The 21,722-nt window shown below is 42.5% G+C and carries 22 protein-coding genes; 6 read left to right on the forward strand and 16 right to left on the reverse strand.

Annotated elements, in window-relative coordinates; all coding sequences use genetic code 11:
• The first annotated feature begins 56 nt into the window (after window positions 1–56).
• Entirely contained in the window at window positions 57–2,519 is a 2,463-nt protein-coding gene (locus tag DTQ70_RS13390) for an alpha/beta hydrolase-fold protein (RefSeq protein ID WP_122931270.1), read from the forward strand.
• A gap of 78 nt (window positions 2,520–2,597) precedes the next feature.
• On the opposite strand, the gene DTQ70_RS13395 is transcribed toward DTQ70_RS13390, so the two are convergent.
• From DTQ70_RS13395 to DTQ70_RS13465, 15 genes are all read right to left on the reverse strand, one after another.
• The gene (locus DTQ70_RS13395) at window positions 2,598–3,122 is read right to left on the reverse strand and encodes a YfiT family bacillithiol transferase (protein ID WP_122931271.1); all 525 of its coding nucleotides are present in this window, start codon (window positions 3,120–3,122) and stop codon (window positions 2,598–2,600) included.
• A 200-nt stretch (window positions 3,123–3,322) separates the two neighbouring features.
• The gene (locus DTQ70_RS13400; protein WP_122931272.1) at window positions 3,323–3,679 is read right to left on the reverse strand and encodes a heavy-metal-associated domain-containing protein; all 357 of its coding nucleotides are present in this window, start codon (window positions 3,677–3,679) and stop codon (window positions 3,323–3,325) included.
• Between the two features lie 84 nt (window positions 3,680–3,763).
• Complete coding sequence (locus DTQ70_RS13405) at window positions 3,764–6,004, reverse strand: TonB-dependent siderophore receptor (RefSeq protein WP_122931273.1); 2,241 nt, start codon at window positions 6,002–6,004, stop codon at window positions 3,764–3,766.
• A gap of 29 nt (window positions 6,005–6,033) precedes the next feature.
• Window positions 6,034–8,304 carry a multicopper oxidase family protein gene (locus DTQ70_RS13410; RefSeq protein WP_122931274.1) on the reverse strand — a complete coding sequence of 757 codons (2,271 nt, stop codon included), beginning with the start codon at window positions 8,302–8,304 and terminating at the stop codon, window positions 6,034–6,036.
• 10 nt (window positions 8,305–8,314) lie between these two features.
• Entirely contained in the window at window positions 8,315–8,869 is a 555-nt protein-coding gene (locus DTQ70_RS13415; RefSeq protein ID WP_122931275.1) for a DUF2911 domain-containing protein, read from the reverse strand.
• A gap of 19 nt (window positions 8,870–8,888) precedes the next feature.
• Window positions 8,889–9,944, reverse strand: a complete 1,056-nt coding sequence (locus tag DTQ70_RS13420; protein WP_122931276.1) for a YncE family protein — start codon at window positions 9,942–9,944, stop codon at window positions 8,889–8,891.
• 7 nt (window positions 9,945–9,951) lie between these two features.
• Window positions 9,952–10,482 carry a DUF3347 domain-containing protein gene (locus tag DTQ70_RS13425; RefSeq protein WP_122931277.1) on the reverse strand — a complete coding sequence of 177 codons (531 nt, stop codon included), beginning with the start codon at window positions 10,480–10,482 and terminating at the stop codon, window positions 9,952–9,954.
• A gap of 156 nt (window positions 10,483–10,638) precedes the next feature.
• Window positions 10,639–11,199, reverse strand: a complete 561-nt coding sequence (locus tag DTQ70_RS13430; protein ID WP_122931278.1) for an AraC family transcriptional regulator — start codon at window positions 11,197–11,199, stop codon at window positions 10,639–10,641.
• A 65-nt stretch (window positions 11,200–11,264) separates the two neighbouring features.
• Window positions 11,265–11,711, reverse strand: coding sequence for an HYC_CC_PP family protein (locus DTQ70_RS13435; RefSeq protein WP_122931279.1), 447 nt, complete (start codon window positions 11,709–11,711; stop codon window positions 11,265–11,267).
• A 140-nt stretch (window positions 11,712–11,851) separates the two neighbouring features.
• Window positions 11,852–12,196 (reverse strand): 50S ribosomal protein L20, encoded by a 345-nt coding sequence (gene rplT / locus DTQ70_RS13440; RefSeq protein ID WP_028526735.1) that lies wholly within the window; start codon window positions 12,194–12,196, stop codon window positions 11,852–11,854.
• Between the two features lie 169 nt (window positions 12,197–12,365).
• Complete coding sequence (gene rpmI / locus DTQ70_RS13445; RefSeq protein ID WP_122931280.1) at window positions 12,366–12,560, reverse strand: 50S ribosomal protein L35; 195 nt, start codon at window positions 12,558–12,560, stop codon at window positions 12,366–12,368.
• 71 nt (window positions 12,561–12,631) lie between these two features.
• Window positions 12,632–13,039 (reverse strand): DUF6702 family protein, encoded by a 408-nt coding sequence (locus DTQ70_RS13450; protein WP_229600129.1) that lies wholly within the window; start codon window positions 13,037–13,039, stop codon window positions 12,632–12,634.
• Window positions 13,040–13,178: 139 nt separating this feature from the next.
• A complete protein-coding gene (gene rseP, locus DTQ70_RS13455; protein WP_122931281.1) occupies window positions 13,179–14,486 on the reverse strand; it encodes an RIP metalloprotease RseP in 1,308 nt (435 codons plus the stop codon).
• A gap of 40 nt (window positions 14,487–14,526) precedes the next feature.
• Window positions 14,527–15,117: a Uma2 family endonuclease gene (locus tag DTQ70_RS13460; RefSeq protein WP_122931282.1), complete on the reverse strand. Its 591-nt coding sequence runs from the start codon at window positions 15,115–15,117 to the stop codon at window positions 14,527–14,529.
• Window positions 15,118–15,183: 66 nt separating this feature from the next.
• Entirely contained in the window at window positions 15,184–16,365 is a 1,182-nt protein-coding gene (locus DTQ70_RS13465) for a 1-deoxy-D-xylulose-5-phosphate reductoisomerase (protein ID WP_122931283.1), read from the reverse strand.
• Between the two features lie 173 nt (window positions 16,366–16,538).
• Between DTQ70_RS13465 and DTQ70_RS13470 the strand changes: the two genes are divergently transcribed.
• Window positions 16,539–17,741, forward strand: a complete 1,203-nt coding sequence (locus tag DTQ70_RS13470) for an enolase C-terminal domain-like protein (protein WP_122931284.1) — start codon at window positions 16,539–16,541, stop codon at window positions 17,739–17,741.
• A 50-nt stretch (window positions 17,742–17,791) separates the two neighbouring features.
• Here the strand turns inward: DTQ70_RS13470 and DTQ70_RS13475 are convergent, their stop codons facing one another.
• Complete coding sequence (locus tag DTQ70_RS13475) at window positions 17,792–18,154, reverse strand: helix-turn-helix domain-containing protein (protein ID WP_122931285.1); 363 nt, start codon at window positions 18,152–18,154, stop codon at window positions 17,792–17,794.
• Window positions 18,155–18,265: 111 nt separating this feature from the next.
• Between DTQ70_RS13475 and DTQ70_RS13480 the strand changes: the two genes are divergently transcribed.
• The 4 genes from DTQ70_RS13480 (at window position 18,266) to DTQ70_RS13495 (ending at window position 21,675) form a co-directional block, all read left to right on the forward strand.
• The gene (locus DTQ70_RS13480; protein WP_122931286.1) at window positions 18,266–18,880 is read left to right on the forward strand and encodes an FMN-dependent NADH-azoreductase; all 615 of its coding nucleotides are present in this window, start codon (window positions 18,266–18,268) and stop codon (window positions 18,878–18,880) included.
• A gap of 279 nt (window positions 18,881–19,159) precedes the next feature.
• Window positions 19,160–19,981 (forward strand): alpha/beta fold hydrolase, encoded by an 822-nt coding sequence (locus DTQ70_RS13485; protein ID WP_122931287.1) that lies wholly within the window; start codon window positions 19,160–19,162, stop codon window positions 19,979–19,981.
• A 22-nt stretch (window positions 19,982–20,003) separates the two neighbouring features.
• Window positions 20,004–20,909 carry an alpha/beta fold hydrolase gene (locus DTQ70_RS13490; protein ID WP_122931288.1) on the forward strand — a complete coding sequence of 302 codons (906 nt, stop codon included), beginning with the start codon at window positions 20,004–20,006 and terminating at the stop codon, window positions 20,907–20,909.
• Window positions 20,910–21,144: 235 nt separating this feature from the next.
• On the forward strand, window positions 21,145–21,675 hold the full coding sequence (locus tag DTQ70_RS13495; RefSeq protein ID WP_122931289.1) for a TetR/AcrR family transcriptional regulator: 531 nt from the start codon (window positions 21,145–21,147) through the stop codon (window positions 21,673–21,675).
• Window positions 21,676–21,722 lie beyond the last annotated feature (47 nt).

Raw genomic sequence — 21,722 nt, forward strand, 5'->3', positions numbered from 1 at the left:
GCAAAGCAAAAAACTATTTTATTTATCTTTAAAAAAATTAAAACCACCCGTTATAAATGAAAGCTTTTTTTTACTTTTTTATTATTCCTTTCTGCTTTACTTTTCTTAACACCCTACAAGCACAAACCACCTACTCATTCACCGAAGGCTTGGTCGTTGGTCCCTGCCACCAGTACGGTCGCGAAGCCCTTTACACCGATCAGCTTACTTATCAGCTCATTCAAAAAACCTTTGTAAAACCTACCGAAGGAAGCGTATTGTTGACCAACGAAAAAGGGCAGGAACTGAAATGGCAAAAAATAACGGCTGATACGGCCAAGCGTTTTCGCCATGCTGCGTTGTCTAATGGTTACGTGTATTTAACGTATCAATCGCCCAAAGAAACGGTAGCGCTTCTCAACGTGGCTGGTCATGCAGGACTGTATTTCAACGGCATTCCGCGCGGAGGTGATGCCAACCGCTATGAATATATGTATAGCCCCGTAAAGATTAAAAAAGGGCTAAACGAGTTGATAGTGCGCGTTGGTATGGGCGGACGTTTTCAGGGAGTTTCCGCCCGACTGGTTTTTCCCGAAAAACTAATCTCCCTAAGCCTTCCCGATATCACTCTTCCGCATGTTGTTTTGGGAGAAAATAGCGAGCCGATTTGGGGAGGAATTCTTCTTTTTAATGCTACCGAAAAACCACTTACAGGGCTAAAAATCAAGGCATTGGTACAAGGGAAAGAAATAATTACTGACCTTCCAACCATTACTTCCCTCAATTCTCGCAAAGTTGGTTTTAAAATCGACGCCAGCGCCGTTACGCAACGCGGTGACGTAACTTGTGAGGTTTCTGTACTCCAAAATGGCAAAGTAGTTGACACTAAAACCCTTACTTTACAAGCAGTTAATAACAAAGAGCATTACAGTCAGACGTTTATTAGTGGCATTGATGGGAGTGTTCAATACTACGGAGTTGCGCCGCAAAAAGGCGAAAAAACGGATACGTCGGCCTTGTTTCTTTCGGTACACGGGGCGGGCGTAGAAGCCATTGGGCAAGCACGTGCTTACAAGCCAAAAGATTGGGGAACGCTCGTAGCGCCCACCAACCGCCGTCCGCGCGGGTTCAACTGGGAAGACTGGGGACGCTTAGATGCGTTGGAGGTATTGGCCATTGCGGAGAAAAAATTCCAGCCTCACCCCCAGAAAATTTACCTGACGGGCCACTCAATGGGCGGCCACGGCACGTGGTATTTGGGAGCGACTTTCCCAGGAAAATGGGCGGGCATTGCCCCTTGTGCAGGCTACCCGACTTTGATGGGCTACGGTTCAGCCGACGGAAAAATTCCCGAAAACAGCACCAATCCCGTGGAGCAATTGCTGCTTCGTGCCAGTAATCCAAGCAACGTTATGGCCTTGGCCCAAAACTACAAAGCCAGCGGTATTTATATCCTCCACGGCGACGCCGACCGTACCGTTTCAGTAGAATACGCCCGCACGATGCGGAACACCTTGGGCGCTTTTCACAACGATTTTTCATATTATGAATACCCCAACGGTTCTCACTGGTACGGCGATCATAGCGTCGATTGGGCACCACTTTTTGATTATTTCAAATGGCACCGTTCTAAAAAAGCCGAAGACGTTGATGTCCTAGATTTTACCACGGCAAACCCTGCCATTTCTTCGCATTACCATTGGATTGGGGTTGAACAACAAATTCAGCCGTTAGCGTACAGCCAAATTCAAGCTAAACGGAATTCAAACGATAAGACCATCAGCCTGACCACCAAAAATATCCAAACGTTGATGATTCTTCCCGCTGCTTTCCCAGCTGGCCAATCGTTTAAGATTAAAATTGATAACCAAGATATTTCGGGGAATTTTCAGCTCAACAATCAGCCCTTGTATTTTGCGAAGAAAGACAAATGGGAAGCCACTGAAAAACCGTCGATTCAGCAAAAAGGAGCGCACCGCAACGGAACTTTCAAAACGGCTTTCAACCATCGGATGGTTTTCGTCTATGGAACAACGGGCACCAAAGAAGAAAACGAATGGGCATACAACAAAGCACGTTACGACGCCGAAACTTGGTATTACCGTGGCAATGGCGCTGTTGATGTGATTTCGGACAAAGAATTTTCGTTGGCTGCTTATGCCGACCGTGGAGTAGTTGTTTTTGGGAACGCAGTTACCAACAGCGCGTGGAATTTAGTACTGGGCCAATGTCCGATTCAGGTTCAAAAAGGCAGCATGAAAATTGGTAACGAAACCCTTTCGGGCGACGATTTAGGTGGATACTTTATTCACCCTCGCCCCGACAGCCCCCTAGCCTCGGTGGCAGCCGTTACAGGCACAGGTTTGGCAGGGATGATGGCAACCGAGTCAAATCAGTATTTTACGGGAGGTAGCGGCTTCCCCGACTACTTTATTTTCAGCGCTGCCATGCTCAAAGAAGGCACCAAGGGCGTCAAAATGGCGGGATTTTTTGACAACCAATGGCAATTTTCGCCAACCGATGTGGTAAAAGTGCCGTAAAGAAATCATAAAAAATGGCCACAAACAGGCGATTACTGGACAGTATCTCTTGTTTGTGGCCATTTATATTTACGTCAGTTATTTTCCTAACGCAATCTTGATATGCGCTAAATGGTGCTTGGCGTGCCACGCGCCCATGTCTAAGGCATCAATCAATTTGATATTTATTTGGCGCAGCGGATGGTAGTATCCCTTTTGAAAATCTTCCGCCGACATTTGTTCCATCAAATTCGTCCAGCGGGCGTGGGTGCCTTCAATCATTTGCAAAGAGAAAACGATAGGAGCCGTTTTGGCTTCTTCCATCGTTGCCCACGCGTCAATTTTTGCTACTACGCCGTTGGGGTTATCTTCGGTCAAAGCTTGCTTGAAACGGATATAATGCAGCAAGTGCATGTCTGCCACGTGGTGAATCAATTGCTGAATGGTCCAGCTTCCTTCGCGGTATTGTTTTTGTAACTCTTCGTGCGAAAGTTGTTCAGTCAACGCCCGATACTCCGCAGGGATGGTCTTCAGGGTTGTCAAGCGTTCTTGTATTTCATCAGCGGTGTAGTCTCCTTTTGGCGACCATTTTCCAATCGGGAATTGGAGTGATTGAATGTCCATGAGTGTGTATTATTTTAAATTTTCTTCAAACGGTAGTGCGTCGGGTTGTGAGCAACCCTCATCACAGGCAATATTTTTATTGCAAAACACTTCTGCATTTTTTTTATTGCAAGCCATGAACGTCGGGTTGTGAGCAACCCTCATCACAGGCAACAAAAAAAGGGAGCAAAAATGCTCCCTTTTTTTGTTGCTTCCTGAAATTAATGATGCCCATGGGCTTCGTTTCCCTTTTGGCAGCACTCTGGTAGTTTGTCGTGAGCCGTTTTATTACACACTTGGCTATCGGCATCGTAGCCCGTATCGGTAATCACTTTACGAAGCGCCGCTTCGTCCGTTTTTTTAGGGTTATACTTGATTGTCACCACTTTGTCATCCAGATTTAAGACTGCTTCGCTTACTCCTTTGCTCAACGTCAAGTTTTTCTCGATGCGTTCTTTGCACATGTCACACACGGCCGACGTTTTGATTTTCACTTCTTTTTCTTTGCCAGGCTTACTAGCTACTGTGCTGAATACTACTCCCAGTACGAGCACAAAAAGGAATGTTAGTTGTTTCATTGGTTTAAAAGCCCCCAACCCCAACGGGGAGTTTTTTGGATGATTTACGTACAGTGGGGTTCAATCATGTACGCTCACTTATGATTAATCTTTAACTTTAATTCGGATTCCTGCATAGACCATTCGACCTACAATTGGCCCCCATACTTGGCCCGCATCAAAATACTTCCCAAATGGGTCTTGGGCGTTGATGATAGGATTGGGTTGTTTAAAATTCAACAAATTTTCGCCTCCCAAATACACTTCAAACTTCCGAAACGCCCGCGATACTTGGGCGTTGACGTTGGTGTAAGGTTGTGAATAAAGAATCGGCATTGATTGGTTATCCAAAGTTGCTTCCAACGATTGTAACGGGTCATTAATGCGAGCTTTTCCGTTCCACTGCACCGTCAAATCGGCCTTCCATTTATCGTAAGGCAGGGTATAACCGATGTTAAACAATACCCTATCACGCGGAATCATCATCCGAGCCATGAGACGAACATCGTTGACGGGCTGTCCCATCGTTTGCCAAACGTCAAACAAACGATATGCCAATTTTATCTCAGTACGTTTTGATAATAAACCGTTTAGCTCTGCTTGAAAGCTATTCGAGAACGATTTTCCTTGCAAATTATAGAAATATAAATGGGCGGCTGTACTGCTTGCATGATCTGTATCAACAATCAATTGGCTTTCGAAGTCTGTTCGGTAATAGTCCACAACCACATCCCAGTGTTTTTCAAAAAGATGGAACGTTTGGGTCAAACTTGCCCCGTAATTCCACGAAACTTCTGGACGTAAATCGTCCACAAAACGAACTGCCCTTTGGCTAACCAAGAAGCCATAATTTTCGGCCAGTGCGTTTGGCGTACGCTGCCCCCTTCCTGCCGATAAACGAAGCGTTGTTTGTTCAAACGGCTGCCAGCGAAGGTGCAAACGCGGGGTAACAAAGGCGCCAAAGAGGTTATGGGCATCTGCCCGTATGCCTGCCACAAGCGTAAGTTTGTCGAGGTAATTATAGGTATATTCAAAAAACGCCCCTGGTACCGACTCCGTACGCATTCGGTGAAGGTCTTTGTAGGTTTCGTTGTAATCGTCCAACAAATAACTCAAGCCCGTCGTAAATTTATGATTGGTGTTATCAATAATCGACTGGTATATCAAGTTGGCATACAGGGTTTGCTGACGCGCGTCGTAGTTAGCAAACCCAAAGTACGAGTCACTTGAATGCGTCAACCCGTTTACGATAAAGCCTAACCCTTTGTAGGGCTTGTCTTGGTACATTTTGGCCGTTTTGGAGAAAAACTCCACGCGGCGAGTTGTATTGCCAAAACCGTAGGCCTGCGACGTTCCGCGCATGTTTTCTTTGAATCCAATTTGGCCTCCCAAACGGTTTTCATAAAGTGCTTTTACCCCAAACTGCGCCATCATTTTGTCGCTTTTGTACTGCCAACGATTAATGGCATTGAGTTGGGTGTAAAGGGGCATGTCCAAAAAATCATCTCCGTTGTTATCCACCCGCGTTTGTAGTGTACTTGCGTGCGAAAGAATGCCCGTTGACCAGCGTTCATTGAGTTTTTTATTGACGTTGAAATTTATTTCTCCGCGACCAAAATTGTTGACGTACGCATTAAAATACAATTTCTCGCGAGCATCGGGCTTCACCAATTCGACATTAATCGCTCCCGTCAAGCTTTCATAGCCATTGACGACGGAGCCTGCTCCCTTGCCAATGTCGATACTTTGTATCCACGTTCCTGGAATATAGTTTAGCCCAAAAGTTGTACCCAAACCACGGATATTGGGAATATTTTCGACGTTGGTTTGAACGTATTGCCCACCCAATCCCAAAAACTGAATTTGTTTGGCCCCCGTCACGCCGTCGCTCAAACTCACCGACACCGAGGCATTGGTTTCGAAACTTTCCGACAAATTACAACAAGCGGCTTTAGCAAGGGCTTTGGTCGTTATAATTTCTGTCTGAATGGGGTTTAGGCGGTCGATTTGCGAGGAAGTTCCTCGTACAACTACTTCTCCCAACTGGCCATCGGGCTTCATCACAATCTCAAAATTGCTTTCAGAAGTCACCTTTACTGAATCCGTTTTGAATCCAATATAGCTGAATACCAACAAATTAGATTTAGCAGCACGGGCAATGTTAAATTTCCCGACAGAATCTGTAGCTGTAGCTATTGATGTACCTGCCCAAAACACATTTACGCCTACCAATGGTAGTTTTTTACCTGTTTCATTGCGTTCAAATACGGTGCCCATTACGCGTTGGGCGTTTAAAGAATACCAATGAAGGATGAGTAGGAAAGGAATTAATATTTTTGTTTTCATTTCAAAAGTTGTCAAAATTCAAAAATTGGTTAGTAGTTGAGCGTAAAACCTACTCCAAAGCCCATGTCACTGTCATAATGAGTGGAGAAACCTGCGTTTTTATTTATAATATACCGAAATCCTGCCATGTACTCTTTATCGGTGTTCCACATTAAGTTCATTCGCAGACGTTTGCTGATGGGGATGTCTTTTCGTTCTAATTGAAATCGGATATTTCCATCGGTAAATACTTCGGCTTGCGCCATAACGAGCATGGGTAATGTATAATTCACCCCAAGACTAAGCACCGCTCGTTTATCTTTGGTATTGCTTTGTCCAAAAAGGTTCGTTTCTTTTTCATCTATTCCCATTCTCCTATATCTCCAATCAAAACCAATAAACGGCATTAGCCACTGCATTTTACCGATGTATCGCCCAATGTGGGTTTCGGTTTCGTAGCCATGTTTATCATGGTATCCCAAGCGCCACTCTGTGCCAATGCTCCAACGGGTATTTGAGACCATCACCTCTCCATCGTTTCCGTTGGTTTCAAAGGCATTTTCAGCCATTAGATGAAACTTCCTGTCGTCTGCAAACAGTTTTCGTTGTGCCAGCTTAGGGTTGGGTATTTCGGGGTTCTTTGGACTATTTTCGTAGCTAAAAACTCTCCCCATTCCAGCCATCATGTGGTAAAGAATGTGGCAATGAAAAAACCAGTCTCCGCTTTCGGTGGCAGCAAACTCCAGGGTGTCGGTTTCCATGGGCATAATATCAATCACATTTTTTAGGGGAGCATAATTACCTTGGCCATTGATTACCCTAAAATCGTGCCCATGTAGGTGCATTGGGTGGCGCATCATCGAACCATTGTAAAGTACTATCCGAACGATTTCGCCTTTTTTTATTAAAATCTTGTCGCTTTCCGAAACCACTTTATTATTTAAACTCCACACATAACGATTCATGTTACCCGACAACTCAAAACGTAGCTCCCTAACCCCCAATGGGGGAACTGGAAGCGCTGTTTTGAATGGTGATTTAAGCATAGCATAGTTCAATGTAATAATTCCCTCATTGGGGGGTAGGAGGCTGGGACTCGTAATTTCGGGGTACATGACGGTATTCATATCCATCTGATTGAGACTCATGCTCATTCCCATATCGTCCAAATCCCCGTTCATTTTCATCATCCCGTTCATCATTTTCATGCCTTCAAAGTAGGCAAGTTTGGGCAGGGAGGAGGCTTTTATTTTGTTTCCCGAACCCAAAAACAAGGATGCGGATTTGGTACGGTCCTCTGAAGTTACCAAAAACTCGTAAGAAGCAGTAGCGTCAGGAATGGTAACAATGACATCGTAGGTTTCGGAAACAGCAATAATTAACCTATCTACTTCAACAGGTTCTACATCATTGCCATCGTTGGCCACAACGGTTATTTTGCCACCCGCATAAGTAAGCCAAAAATAAGTGGATGCCCCCCCGTTTGAAATCCTTAATCGAACTTTATCTCCCGCCTTAAATTGGGTAAGTTGCCTTTCGTTTTCTCCATTGATGAGAAACTTGTTGTAGTAGACATCGCTCACGTCCATGGCGTTCATTCGCTTCCACTCGTTGGTTACTTTTGTTTTAAAATAGCCTTGTTTTATGGCTTCTGTGTAACTTTGAGTTGTCCCTTTTTGAATCGCAAACCAATCCGTAGCATTATGCAACATTCGGTGGATGTTATTAGGCTTCCTATCAGTCCATTCGCTCAGAATAATTGGAATGGTCGGCAAATCGTCAATGGTGTTCCGAAATGTGGAATCATTGTCGCGCTTTTCTAAAATTATTGACCCATACATACCAATTTGTTCCTGTAGTCCTGTATGGCTATGGTACCAATGCGTCCCATTCTGAATAATGGCAAACTTGTACAAATGCGTAGTATGCGGTTTGATGGGCATCTGGGTTAAGTTAGGTACGCCATCGTATTGATTGGGCAAAAACAAACCGTGCCAATGCAGGGAGGTCTCTTCATTTAGTTCATTGTGCACGTAAATTTCAGCCGTATCGCCTTCGGTAAAAGTGAGCGTAGGCATAGGGATTTGCCCGTTTACAGCAATCGCTCTTTTGGGTTTATGACCAAACGTTACAATGGTATCTCTAACAAACAAATCGTAACGAACTGCCTTGGGTTTACTGCTGATACGTTGGTTTGTTCGTTTTTTTAGTGTGTTATCCTGACGAAGTACACGCTGTCTTTGGGGCAGAGTGTGTTCTTCGTGCTGAGCAAAAACAGCAGTTGAGATAATAAAAAAAACAACAATTTTTATAGACTTCATAGCCAACTATTTATCTATTTTCAAACCCAAATGAAACACTTAAGTGTGCCCAACTCATTTTGATTTCTCCTTTAGTAGGTTGGGTTGAAAGCACTTGGTAGGTTAGTGCTTCCACAAATTCTTTGTTTGTTTCTGGCTTTACAGCCAGTCGAATTATATCTTCTTCCTGTTTATAGTCATCAGCTAAGTGCATATCCCAAGTTTTACTCAAAATCAATGTCCATTCTTTTTCATTTGGAATTGTAAAAAAGCCATATTTACCCTTTGGTACATGTTTCCCTTGAATCATTACATCTTTTGAAAATTCAATCCAAGTGGCTTTATGTGCACCTGTTGCCCACACTTGATTGTAGGCCACTAAGCCATTCCAAATGGTTCGCCCTCGGACACTTGGAGAGCCGTAGTCGATATGTACATGATTATCGCCTATCATCGCCATTGCAGACAAACGTGGACTTTTAGGCTTCGTTGCATTTTTAGTAGTATCAGCTTTGGAATGTTCGTGTTGAGCAAATAAGACATTTACGAACAAGAGAAAAATGCCGAAAATGAGGAGCTGTTTCATGAATAAAGAATGTTTTATGTTAAAATTTCAATACAATCCCGTTGGGTTTTGACCCTACTTTGATGTCTTTAATTTTTTTGTGTTGTACTAAATCAATGACTGATACAGAGGCTGCTTCTTGATTGGTTACATAGGCTGCTGTACCCTTAAATGCAATCGCATGGGCACCCGCAGCAGTTACAAGTGCGTTTTCGTGTTCAAACTTTCCATTGGTATTTTGCTTCCACCAATGTATTTTTCCTGCATTTGGGTCAGTTACCCAAAGTTCTTTTGTCTCAGCGTGGAAAGCCGCATACGCTGGCATAAAACCCAATTCGACGGTTTCGACAACTTTCAACGTTTTTACGTCAATAACCGAAACACTTTGCCCGTCTTCATTGTCCACGTACATCCGATTGTCGCCTCCCGTCCATGCCCCTACTGGGTTTTTTCCCACGGCAATCGTTGCTGTCACCATTTTGGTAGCAGGATGAATCACCGAAATGGTATTGTCCTTGCCGTTGGCCACAAAAGCCATTGAACCATCCGCTGAAAATGTTACTTCGGCGGGTTCTTTGCCTACTTTTATGGTATTTTTGAGGTTGTAGGTAGTGGCATCATACACCAAAACTTTACCATCATCGTCCATTTGTGAAGTCCAAATTTCTTTACCATCAGGGGTATAAATGGCGTTGTGATTCATCATCGGAAGTTCAATTAGCTTGATATTTTGACCCTTTGTTGCATCCAAAATAAGCACTTTTGCGGTGCTTGTATGAGCAGCGCCATGTCCACCAGATAGATTGATACCTGGGTCGGCAATCGCGATTTGGTTTTGAGTAGGATTTAGGTAAATGTGATGAGGGTAGGCCAAAAACATGCCTGAGCCATTCGCCTTGTTATCGGTGAGTTGTACTAAGCCTGTTGCTTCGTTGGTATTGAGATTGATGATTGACATCGTACTGCTTTCGCCATTTACTACATAAGCTGCTGGATAATTGATATTCAGTGTGGGTTGGGCTGAACTCATCTCCATGCAAGCCGACGCGACCCAGCTACTAAAACCAAGTACCAAAATTTGAATGAAACGTTTCATTGGATGATTAGTTTAAAGTTTCTGTTACTTTTCCACACGTCAGCATCATTTTTCCATAATAGGGGTTTTTGATGGCTGAATTATTACTCAACCAGTACGCTTTTTTCATAGGGCAATACTGTTGATACACAGGGCTATCATTGACTTTGAAAGTCTTTAAAACCGTATAAAGATGGTTGGATAAATCATTGAAATGGGTACGCTGCTGTTCTGCATCTTGAGTGTTGGCGATAGCTTTCGTTTCAGATTTAATCTTGGATACCAATTGCATGTACAAATCATGTTGTTCTTGAGTCATTTGTGCCATGTCCACTTTAGCTAAAGTCAGTAAAAAGTCGTTGGCTTTTTGTTGTACAGTTTTACCATCTGTCGCCACCAAAGCGTCTTTCATTCCATAATAATCGGTTAACAAGGCGTTGAGCTGAGTTTTTATGTCAGCTTTTGCCTCATTGTAGTTAGCTAAAACGTTCATCCGAGCGTAACTGGTAATGAATAGAGAATGAAAAATAAGGAGGATAAAAACGGATGTCTTTTTCATTTTTTTATTTGTTTAGTTTGGAATCAATAGGAAAGTTTTAAGCAGGTTATTTATTGCTGAAGGCGGAAATTGTCTTTCTGGGTAAGACAAAGGTACAGGGCTCTGTGTAAGCAGTTGCTACACAATTTTCGCAACGTTTTACATCATTTTAGCGTCTCAAACCTGATCTAACGGCAGGCGGTTTTTGGCTGCCAATTGTTTAAATTGACTTGGTGTCACCCCCGTAATCTTTTTAAATTGATTAGACAAATGCGCTACGCTGCTGTAGTGAAGTTCGTCGGCGATTTGGCTAAGACTTAGTTCATCATATGCTAAGAGTTCTTTGGCACGTTCAATTTTCTGACGAATGGTGTATTGCTCAATCGTCATACCTTCGAGCGAAGAAAAGAGCGTACTCAAGCCATTATAGTCACGGTTGAGTTGTTCGGCTAAATAGTCAGAATAATTCACCTTCAATCCCAATGACGAAGAACGAATCAACGCTAAAACAAGCGTTTTGATTTTTTCAACCGTACGAACTCGTTTATCTTCCAGCAATTCAAAACCGTATTCTTGAAGTCGAGCAGTCACTTCCGCTATCTGAGTAGCAGTAACAGGCGCTGCCACCTCCACTTCCCCGAGTTGAATCTGTTGAACTTGAAAATGAGCGTTAGAAAATACTTGGCCAACCACCAATTTACAGCGGTCGCATACCATGTTTTTGACGTAAAATACCATTATTGTTTGATTTAAAATTCCCCAAAAAGTGTGCTACATTGAGAAAATCTCATGCACAGGAAATTCTAAATCAAAAAAGACTGCACAAACGAAAGCAGGTTTCGCCCGTGAAAAAAAGAAGTGAAAGAATAAACAGAAGAAGAACCCGCCGAAGTGGGCAAGAAAAACTCAAATACAACTTTGAAGACCGCTACAAACGTCTCGACAGCCCAGTCAGCCGTTGTTTTTAATAACTTAGCTACCCATTGTGTCACCGACGACGCTACCTCTACGTTTTCGTAGCGCTGTTGGTCTTCGCAGCAAGTTCTTTTTTTGATAGTAGTTTGTCCAGCAGGGGTTGCTGATTCTTTTGTAGTAGCGCAACTGCCACATTTTTCCTTGTTAAGGGCAGCCAAATGCAGCGATTTTCCTCTCAGAATACAATGATGTTCGACTACGCCAAAGCCAGTACTTGCCGTCAGAACGACAAGTGCCATAAAAAAGGCAAGAAAACGGCGGAACATCAATTTCATAAAAGCAAATAGAAATACAGTTAGAAGCGAAACACTTCTTTAGGCTAAAAAGTTCGGTGTTATGGACAAAATAAAAGGTGACGAAATAATTTCCGTCACCTTTCATAAAAAAACAGGGCACTTGGCTCCGTTTTTCCCAATTATTTTACTTTTTCTACTACCGCCTTGAACGCCTCTGGGTGGTTCATTGCAAGGTCAGCAAGTACTTTACGGTTCAGCTCAACACCTGCCGCGTGAACTTTACCCATCAATGCAGAATAAGACAATCCTTCTTGACGAGCCGCAGCGTTGATACGCTGAATCCACAAGGCACGGAAATTTCTTTTCTTTTGTTTACGACCGACATAAGCGTAGTTAAGACCGCGCTCAACGGCGTTTTTGGCTACTGTCCATACGTTTTTACGACGACCGTAGTAACCTTTGGCTAATTTTAATACTTTCTTGCGACGAGCCCGCGACGCAACATGGTTTACCGAACGTGGCATAATTTTGTTAGTTTTTTGACGGTTGGTGGCTTACTCAGAAGCACTTTTTGAACCAACAATCGGGTGAAACAATGAACCTGTGCTTGAAGCACTGTTATTAGCTATCTGTTGTTAGTTATCTGTGATAAAATCTTGGATAATGGTTAACAATTAACTGATAACGTTTTAACTAGAACTTGAGCATCAAACGGATGCGATCCATATTTGTGTCATCAACAACCGTGAACCCAACAAGGCCACGCTTACGTTTTGTTGATTTCTTAGTCAAAATATGGCTGTGGAAAGCGTGTTTACGCTTAACTTTACCAGTGCCAGTCATTTTAAAACGCTTCTTGGCACCTGAATTGGTTTTAACTTTTGGCATGATACCGACCTTTTAAAGTATTTGAAAAAGTAAAAAATTTGGGGTGCAAAGGTACGAACCTTTGTCGAATATTACAATCCAAGGGGCAGAACTTTATCCTCATTTTTAAAGATATACGACTTCTTCTGGCCTTGGTAGTTGAAGTTAACGAGATTCACTTGGTCGTCAAAGAAATCAAGCATGATGCTATTTTGCAATGAAAAACCTGTAATAGCCTCCGAACAAGGGATTTCTACATAGATCCAAGTAGCGTCGGCCTCTTGTTCTTTTCCAATGTACGAATACGGCTTTTTTTGCTTGGCAGTAGTGACTAGCGCAAAATGTTTTCGGACATATTTTTCGACGTACGGGTCATTTTTATCTTCATTGACTACTGTAAATTTTTGTCCTCCGTTGTCTTTAGAAAGCACTTTTTCCAAGTCGTCCGTAAACACCCGAATACTCACCTCAAACGACTTTTCTTTTGCATTATAGTCCATTCGAGTAATGCTGGTATGGAAATCGTGCTTTGAAAAACTGAAAGCACTCAGGCACAAGAGGAGAATTACATAAAGACGCAAAGGTGCAAAAACGAAAGCGTTCTTTGCACCTTTGCGTGAGTTAGTTACTAAACTCATACTAACGGAAGAGTTTAAAAATATCGTTTCCAAAGGCGAACACCATCAATCCAAGTAGAATCACCATTCCCACTTTTTGGGCGGCTTCCAAAAACTTATCTGACGGCTTGTGACCCGTTACCATTTCATAAATCAACAAAACAGAGTGTCCACCATCAAGGGCTGGAATCGGCAGGATGTTCATAAATGCCAATACCATTGATAACAAGCCCGTGAGGAACCAAAAACGGCTCCAATCCCAAATTCCACCAAACATTTGAGCAATACCGATTGGCCCACTCAACGCTTTAGAAGCTGACACCTCACCACGGAATATTTTACCAAACCCGCGAATATTGTCAGTCACTACGCTGAAGGCTTTTTGAGTACCAATCGCAATTGATTCACCAAAAGAGTAATCAATATGCGTGGTTGTGAGACCTAATTCTGGATAAAAACCTATTTTACCGTCTTCGGGTACATCTACGTTCAGTGTTACGATTTTTCCTTTACGGTCGATTTCCAACACTGCTTTTTTATTTTTCAGATTGGAAAGTGCATCTCTGATTTCGTGGTAAAACTGAATTGGCTGGTTATTTACCTTTACAATTTTATCCCCTGCCAATAATCCCGATTTAGACGCAGGCATTCCAGGTGTCACTTCTCTAATCGAAAAAGGATAAATGGGGTCAATAAACTCACCTGCATTTTTCTTATCCGAAATCTTCTCGATGAAATTATTTGGTACATAAATATCCACTTTTTCACCGTTACGCTCTACCGTATAATAGCTGTTTGACTCCAAAAATACTTTACGAACTTCGGCAAAGTCATCAAATGGTTTACCGTTGATTGCCACAATTTTATCGCCCGTGCGAAGTCCAATTTCTTGACCAAGTTTGTGAGCCACAATTCCGTATTTCACATCTTTTGTAGCGATGTAGTCGTATCCTTCCGAATACGTAATGGCCACAAAAATGATAATACCTGTAATGACGTTCACAATAATTCCGCCCAACATCACAATCAAACGCTGCCAAGCAGGTTTGGCACGAAATTCCCACGGTTCAGGTTCTGCCGTTAAGTTTTTGGTATCCAACGACTCATCCACCATTCCCGAAATTTTCACAAAACCGCCTAGTGGCACGGCTCCAAAACCATATTCTGTTTCACCACGTTGAATCGACCATATTTTGGGAGGAAACCCAATGAAATACTTTTCTACTCGCATTCCGAACATCTTGGCTGTGATAAGATGCCCCCATTCGTGTAATCCTACTAAAATCGACAGTCCCAGAATCAACTGTCCCACCATTACTAAAATTTCCATTCTTTGAGTTTATGTGTGCTTACACACGTTTAGTTAGTCATTAATCAATATCTTCAAAAACCGTTGTTAGGTCAATTTCTAATCCTTTTAAGACCTCTCCCCCGCTGATAACACCAAACGGCTGTTTTTCAGGATTGGTATTTTGAGGACTAAAAATCATGTATGTTTTTTCGTTGGGATCAATCAACCAACCCAATTCGCAACCGTTGGCTACCCATTCTTTCATTTTGTCAACATGCTCCGACCAAGTGTCTGATTCTGAAATTACTTCTACCACAAAATCAGGGCATATAGGGGCAAATTTTTTCCGTAAAGCCGAAGGAACTTGCTCCCATCGCTCGCGATGTATCCAAGCTACATCAGGCGACTTGATGGATTTATCAGGCAGGGTAAAACCTGTTGATGAAGGAAATACAAAACCTTGGTTAGTACCTCTATTCCAAAGTTTTACTTCAACAAAAATTTCGCCATCGTTGTGGCCTCCAACACTTCCAGTAGGTGATATAAAAATGATTCTTCCGTATTTGTCCCGCTCAAAGTGCATTCCATTGCGACGATTTGCCTCGCAAAAAGCAAAGAACTCATCGTCGTTCATGGTATCCATGGAAGGTATGTTCAGTACTTGGGACATTGGATTCAATTTGAAAATTGATTAATTCATTCATTTGAAAATCAAAGAAGCGAGCAATGCCCGTTTTCAAATTTTCAAATTTTCAAATTTACTCATTAAACTTTCAGCTACACGGCGTGTTTCGGTGTCGGTTTCGATATAATCGTCGAGGGTTGGTTGTTGAATAAACGCTACGGTGTTCATACAAGTTTCGATAAGGTCCGACATTTGCAGAAAACCTACTTTATCTTGTAAAAACGCCGCTACCGCCACTTCATTGGCTGCATTCACAATGCAGGCCATGTTTCCGCCCCGTTCGAGTGCATCGAAAGCGAATTGCAAATTACGAAAAGTTTTTAAGTCGGGTTGCTCAAATGTGAGAGATGGATACTGAGCAAAGTTGAAGCGAGGGAAATCGGCCTTTAAGCGGTGTGGATAGGTCAGCGCAAACTGAATCGGGAGGCGCATATCAGGTAATCCCATCTGGGCTTTGATACTTCCATCTTCAAATTGTACCATCGAGTGAATAATGCTTTGGGGATGCACCACTACTTCAATTTGCGATGCTTCTAGTCCAAACAACCATTTTGCTTCAATGACTTCCAAGCCTTTGTTCATCAACGAAGCTGAATCTATGGTAATCTTAGCCCCCATGCTCCAGTTGGGATGTTTTAGGGCTTGGGCTTTGGTCACCTGCAAAAGTTCATCGCGGGTTTTTCCCCGAAAAGGTCCACCCGAAGCAGTCAGCAATATTTTTTCGATGGGGTTATGAAATTCTCCCACGATACACTGAAATATGGCCGAATGTTCGGAGTCAACAGGGTAAATATTCACCCCTTTTTCGCGTGCTAAAGCCGTCACCAATTCTCCCGCCACCACCAAAGTTTCTTTATTGGCCAAGGCGATTTGCTTACCTGCTTCAATGGCTTTTACGGTTGGAATCAGCCCCGAATAGCCTACCATTGAGGTCAATACAGTATCAATGGAGTCCATTTGTACCACGTCTGCAATGGCCTTTGCCCCTGCATAGACCTGAATCCCGAGGGGGTCGAGGGCGTCAAATACTTTGTCGTACAACGACTCATTGGCTATGACCACCACATTGGGACGAAACGCTGCGGCTTGCTCAATCAGCAGTTCAGCGTTGTTTTGAGCGGTAAGGATTTCGACCGTAAACGACTCTGGATGAGCCGCTACTACGTCGAGTGCTTGGGTTCCAATCGAACCCGTAGAGCCAAGAATGGCTATGTGTTTTTGGGGAAACTTCATGCAATGGACAACTATTCACGGGCAAAATTACACATTCTTTTGGCTTTTAGGGCAAGAGACGAATATCGAATTTATTTACTGCCTTTATCCTATGAGTAGAATCGAAACGACAAATTGTTTAATACAGAAATACCAGTGATTCAACCTGTTATCCTACCACGTCCTTTACCTACATGAAACGCAGACACTTTCTTCACCACAGCGCCATGATGGCCTTGAGTGCTCCGCTTATTTCTAACGCCACAGCAGGTGGGTATTTTGATCCTCAAATTGCGGATTTGTCATCGCACAAAATTGCGGAGATTGCCTTTACCCAAGTACAACTCAAATGGCCGCGTTTTGTGGGAAAAAATGCGCGTCGTGACATTCATGGTTACGGCCCCAAAGTGAACGTTTGTGTGCTGACTACCGACCAAGGTGCGAAGGGCTGGGGAATGCACGGCCGCCGAAACGACGAAGTGATTGCATATTTGAAGGGGAAACGAGTATCCGACCTGTTTCAACCCGCACTTGGCGTTACTGACCCTCAAGCGTTGCCTTTTGATGTGCCGCTGCACGATTTGGCTGGCGTAATCCTCAACAAACCTGTGTATGAGTTGATGGGGCGCAAAAAGCCCATTACGACGAAGTGCTACAGCGGCATGATTTATTTTGATGAACTTGAACCCAAAGAAGGCCATGTTACCACCTTACCCAACGGCCTCGATAACATTATTGCCAACTGTAGCGCAGATTATAAATTGGGTTATCGGCAGTTCAAACTTAAAATTGGGAGGGGTAATATTTGGATGCCCAAACAGGAAGGTTTGCAACGCGACATTGAAGTGACGAAGCTTGTTCATAAGACATTTCCCGATTGTGATATTTTGGTCGATGCCAACGATGGCTACACTGCCGACATGGCCATCGCTTATCTAAAAGGCATTGATGGCATTCCACTGTTTTGGTTTGAAGAACCCTTTGCCGAAACCGTGGCAGATTACCGAAAGCTAAAAGACTGGTTGAAAGCCAACAACGTCAAAACGTTGCTGGCCGATGGTGAAGCCAATCCAAATCAACAACTGTTGCGCGAACTTGAGGAACAAAAACTGATTGATGTTCACATCACCGACATCATGGGTTACGGCTTTACGCCTTGGCGCAAAATCATGCCTGAACTTCAAAAAATGGGTATTTTGGCTTCACCGCACGCGTTTGGAGAACAGCTAAAATCGTTCTACACCGCCCATTTGACAGGGGCTTTGGGGAATACCGTCACCATCGAAGGAGTACCCTGTACTTGTGAGGACGTTGATTTTAGCCTTTATAAAATTGTCAACAGCGAATTTATCCCTCCCAAAGCACCAGGTTTTGGCATGAAACTACTCAAGGCATAGCCCCCATTATGGACATACAATCAGTTTGTGTGTCCTTTTTACTTTAAATTTCAAACCAACTCCTCTTCTCCTCTTATCACTTTTTCTCGGTGCATCTCGCCCCATAAAACCAAAGCCGAAAGCACATCTTGCAGGGTATCGGCATAAGACAGTAGTTCGTATTCCACTACCACTGGTATGCCAGTGTCCACTTTTCTTTTGACAAAACCATTTTGTTCCAAGTCTTTTAATACCCCCGAAAGTACTTTGGCTGAGATGCCATCAATAGTTCTTTGTAGGTCATTGAAGCGTGTATGCCCATCTTTCAGGGCAATTATTACGCGTAATGTCCATTTTCCACCAATGACATACATGGCGTCTTCCAAAGCTTTGATGGAGTTTCTACACTTTTCGGCACTGACTGTTTTTTCCATACTATTTCGATTTACTAACTTAAAGGTTACTACTTACCTTATGTATAGTAGTAACTTTTGAAAAGCAAATGTACATAGCTTTGCGACATCATTAAAATAAATCATTTAGAAATGTCAACAAAGAACGTCCTTCACATTAAAACAAGCATCAACGGCGATGCTTCTAAAAGCAATCAGCTCTCGAACTCAATCATTGATAAGCTAAAAAACACTTATTCGGAGTGCGCAGTTGAAACACTGGATTTATCGAAAAACCCGCTTCCATTTCTTACTGCCGAAATGTACCAAGCTTTTTCTACCCCAAAAGATGCACGTAGTCTAACACAGTTGGAGGTGATTCAACCCTCTGATATGGCCATTAAACAGCTCAAAAATGCCGATATTCTTGTTTTGGCAGTGCCGTTGTATAACTTTAGCATTCCAGCCAATCTAAAAGCATGGCTTGACCAAATTGCCCGTGCCAATGAAACCTTTAGCTATGCGACGGGTTCGCCCCAAGGTTTATTAACGGGCAAAAAAGTCTATTTGGCCATAGCGTCGGGCGGTGTCTATTCAGAAGGCATGATGAAAGCGTATGATTTTACGGAGAATTATTTACGAACTGTTCTTGGGTTTATGGGCCTAACAGATGTTAGCACTTTTCGTTTAGAGGGTATTTTTGTACCAAACATAGGCGAACAAGCCGTTTCGAAAGCCTTAGAAACGGTGGAAGAATTTAGTTTTTAAATCTTTCTGTGTCAGTTTTTTTATGTCTTTATCGCTTACTTGGTAAGATTTTTACCAAAAATACGGAAACCTCTCCGACCTCATTTCGTAAACAATTCTGATTTTTTAAAGCAATTATTTGATAAGCATGGCCTAAAAACCATGCTTTTTTTATTGCTACACTTTCATTTTTAACGATTAGGGAAAAAAGTGCAATTCAAAGCGAAAAGCGTCCATTGAAGCCCCCGACCAATTGCCCCAATTTTGCATCATCAATTTAATCTTAAACAATTCAAAAACATGAACAAGTTAACAGTTAAAGACGGAACAGAAATTTACTACAAAGATTTAGGCCAAGGTCAACCCATTTTCTTCCACCACGGATGGCCGCTATCATCTGACGATTGGGATGCCCAAATGATGTTTTTCCTCGAAAAAGGATTTAGAGTAATTGCACACGACCGCCGTGGACATGGTCGCTCTACCCAAACTTACCAAGGAAACGACATGGATACGTATGCAGCCGACGTAGCCGAACTTACCGCCCACCTCGACCTCAAAAATGCCATACACGTTGGACACTCAACAGGCGGTGGTGAAGCCATCAGATACGCCGCAAAATATGGCAAAGACAGGGTAGCCAAAGTGGTTTTGATCAGTGCCATCACGCCATATATGATTGCTGATGAAAGAAATCCGGATGGAGTGCCATTGGCAGTATTTGACGACATTCGTCACAATACGCAACACAACAGAGCTCAGTTTTACCAAGACATTACTATTCCGTTTTTTGGATATAACCGAGAAGGTGCCGATGTAAAAAAAGGAATCCAAGATAATTGGTGGAGACAAGGCATGATGGGAGGTATTAAGGCTCAGTATGATTGTGTAAAAGTATTTTCTGAAACCGATTTTACCGAAGATTTAAAAAGCGTAAGCATTCCAGTATTGGTATTGCACGGTGAAGACGACCAGATTGTGCCTTATGCGACCACGGCGGTAAAAGCACATGAATTGCTACAAAACGGTACGCTTATTTTATACCCAGGTTTCTCTCACGGTATGCCAACAACCGAAGCCGCAACCATCAACAACGATATTTTAACATTCATCAACCAATAATTTTTAACATCTTCATCATAAAATGAAAAAGTCAGTTGCATTAATCGCCATTTTAGTTTCTCTATTTACTCACGTCGTTTCGGCACAAAACAATAGAAAACCCGCTTCGGCAGGCAGATTAGAATACATTGAAGTAGAAAAAAACGTAAGACTTCATGTAACCGACCTTGGCGAAGGTCAACCAATTGTGTTAATTCATGGATGGCCACTGAGCGATGAAATGTATGAGTACCAATACCAATATTTGAGTCGTAAAGGCTTCCGAGTCATTGGTATTACACTTCGTGGTTTCGGAAAGTCAGACAAACCGTATGGACGTTATGATTTCGATGTTTTTTCGGACGATATTAAGGTAGTTTTAGAAAAGCTAAAAATAGAAAATGCGGTTTTGGGCGGTTTTTCGATGGGTGGTGCGGTCGTTATTCACTATGTAACCAAGTATAATGCGGCTCATATTAGCAAATTGGCGCTATTTGGTGCAGCTGCTCCTTCTTGGAGAAAAAGAGACGGTGCCCCGTTTGGAATCTCGGAAGCTGATGGCAACGGGTTGGTTTTACAAACGATGACCGCCAGACAAGATTTAATTGCAGGCTTTGGAGCTGCATTTCCTGCCAAAGAAGGGAATATTTCTAAAAATGTAGAAAAATGGTTAGAAAACATCAATTTAGAAGCTTCACCTTATGCCATTACGGAGTCTATAAAAGCCCTTTTAAACCTTGATTTACGTCCACAACTATCTAAAATCAACATTCCAGTGGCGATTTTTCATGGCACACAAGACAAATTATGTTCATTTGAACTTGCCAATGAGTTGAATAAAGGCATTAAAAACTCCCGTATCATTCGCTTCGAAAACAGTGGCCACGCCTTATTCGTAGAAGAGTCAGAAAAATTCAATACCGAACTTGAAAAGTTTGCCAAACAGTAAATAGTTCAACTCAAAGCAAAAGCGATGTAAGCGAAGGTTTACATCGCTTTTTGGTTTCTATTTAATTATCGTCTCAAAGATTTTACAAAATCATTCCCAGCTCGTCAAATAGCTTAAAAACTGACTAATTGCCGAAATTTCAAAAGTTGTCAAGAATTATTTTCCAAAAAAACAGACAAGTCTGTATGATTTTTAAAAAATACTATTACCTTTGTTGTGTTAATGAACGATAGCAATGGACACCAAAAAAAATATTGAAAATACCGCCGCACGATTGTTTTACGAACAAGGCTACAATTCGACGGGAATCAACCAAATTATTGCCGAAGCAGGTGTTGCCAAAGCCAGTCTATACGCTCATTTTCCGTCGAAAATAGACATTCTGAAAAAGTATTTACAAAACACCTCAGAAACCTCAATGGAGGTTTTCCGTAGTATAGTTGAGCAAAAACAGACGCCAAAAGACAAAGTGCTTAGTGTTTTTGATTCTTTGCTCACCTTTTCTAATGAAACGAGCTTCAACGGTTGCCAATTTTTAAACATTGCCGCCGAAATTCCCCAATCCAACGAAGACGTACTTGCCTTGATTCAAGGTCATAAAAACAAGGTTCGTCAGTTATTCGTCGAAATTCTTGAACCAATTAATAAAGAAAATGTAGCAGATCAATTATACATTCTTTTTGAAGGAGCTTTGGCAAGTAGCAAGGTTTTCAAAGACAAATGGACGCTTGAGACAACCCGCAAAATCGTCGAGCAATTAATTTGATTTTTTTTACCATCAATAGACAGACTGGTCTGTAATTAAAAACAAAA

The organism is Runella sp. SP2 (assembly GCF_003711225.1).
Lineage (GTDB): Bacteria > Bacteroidota > Bacteroidia > Cytophagales > Spirosomataceae > Runella.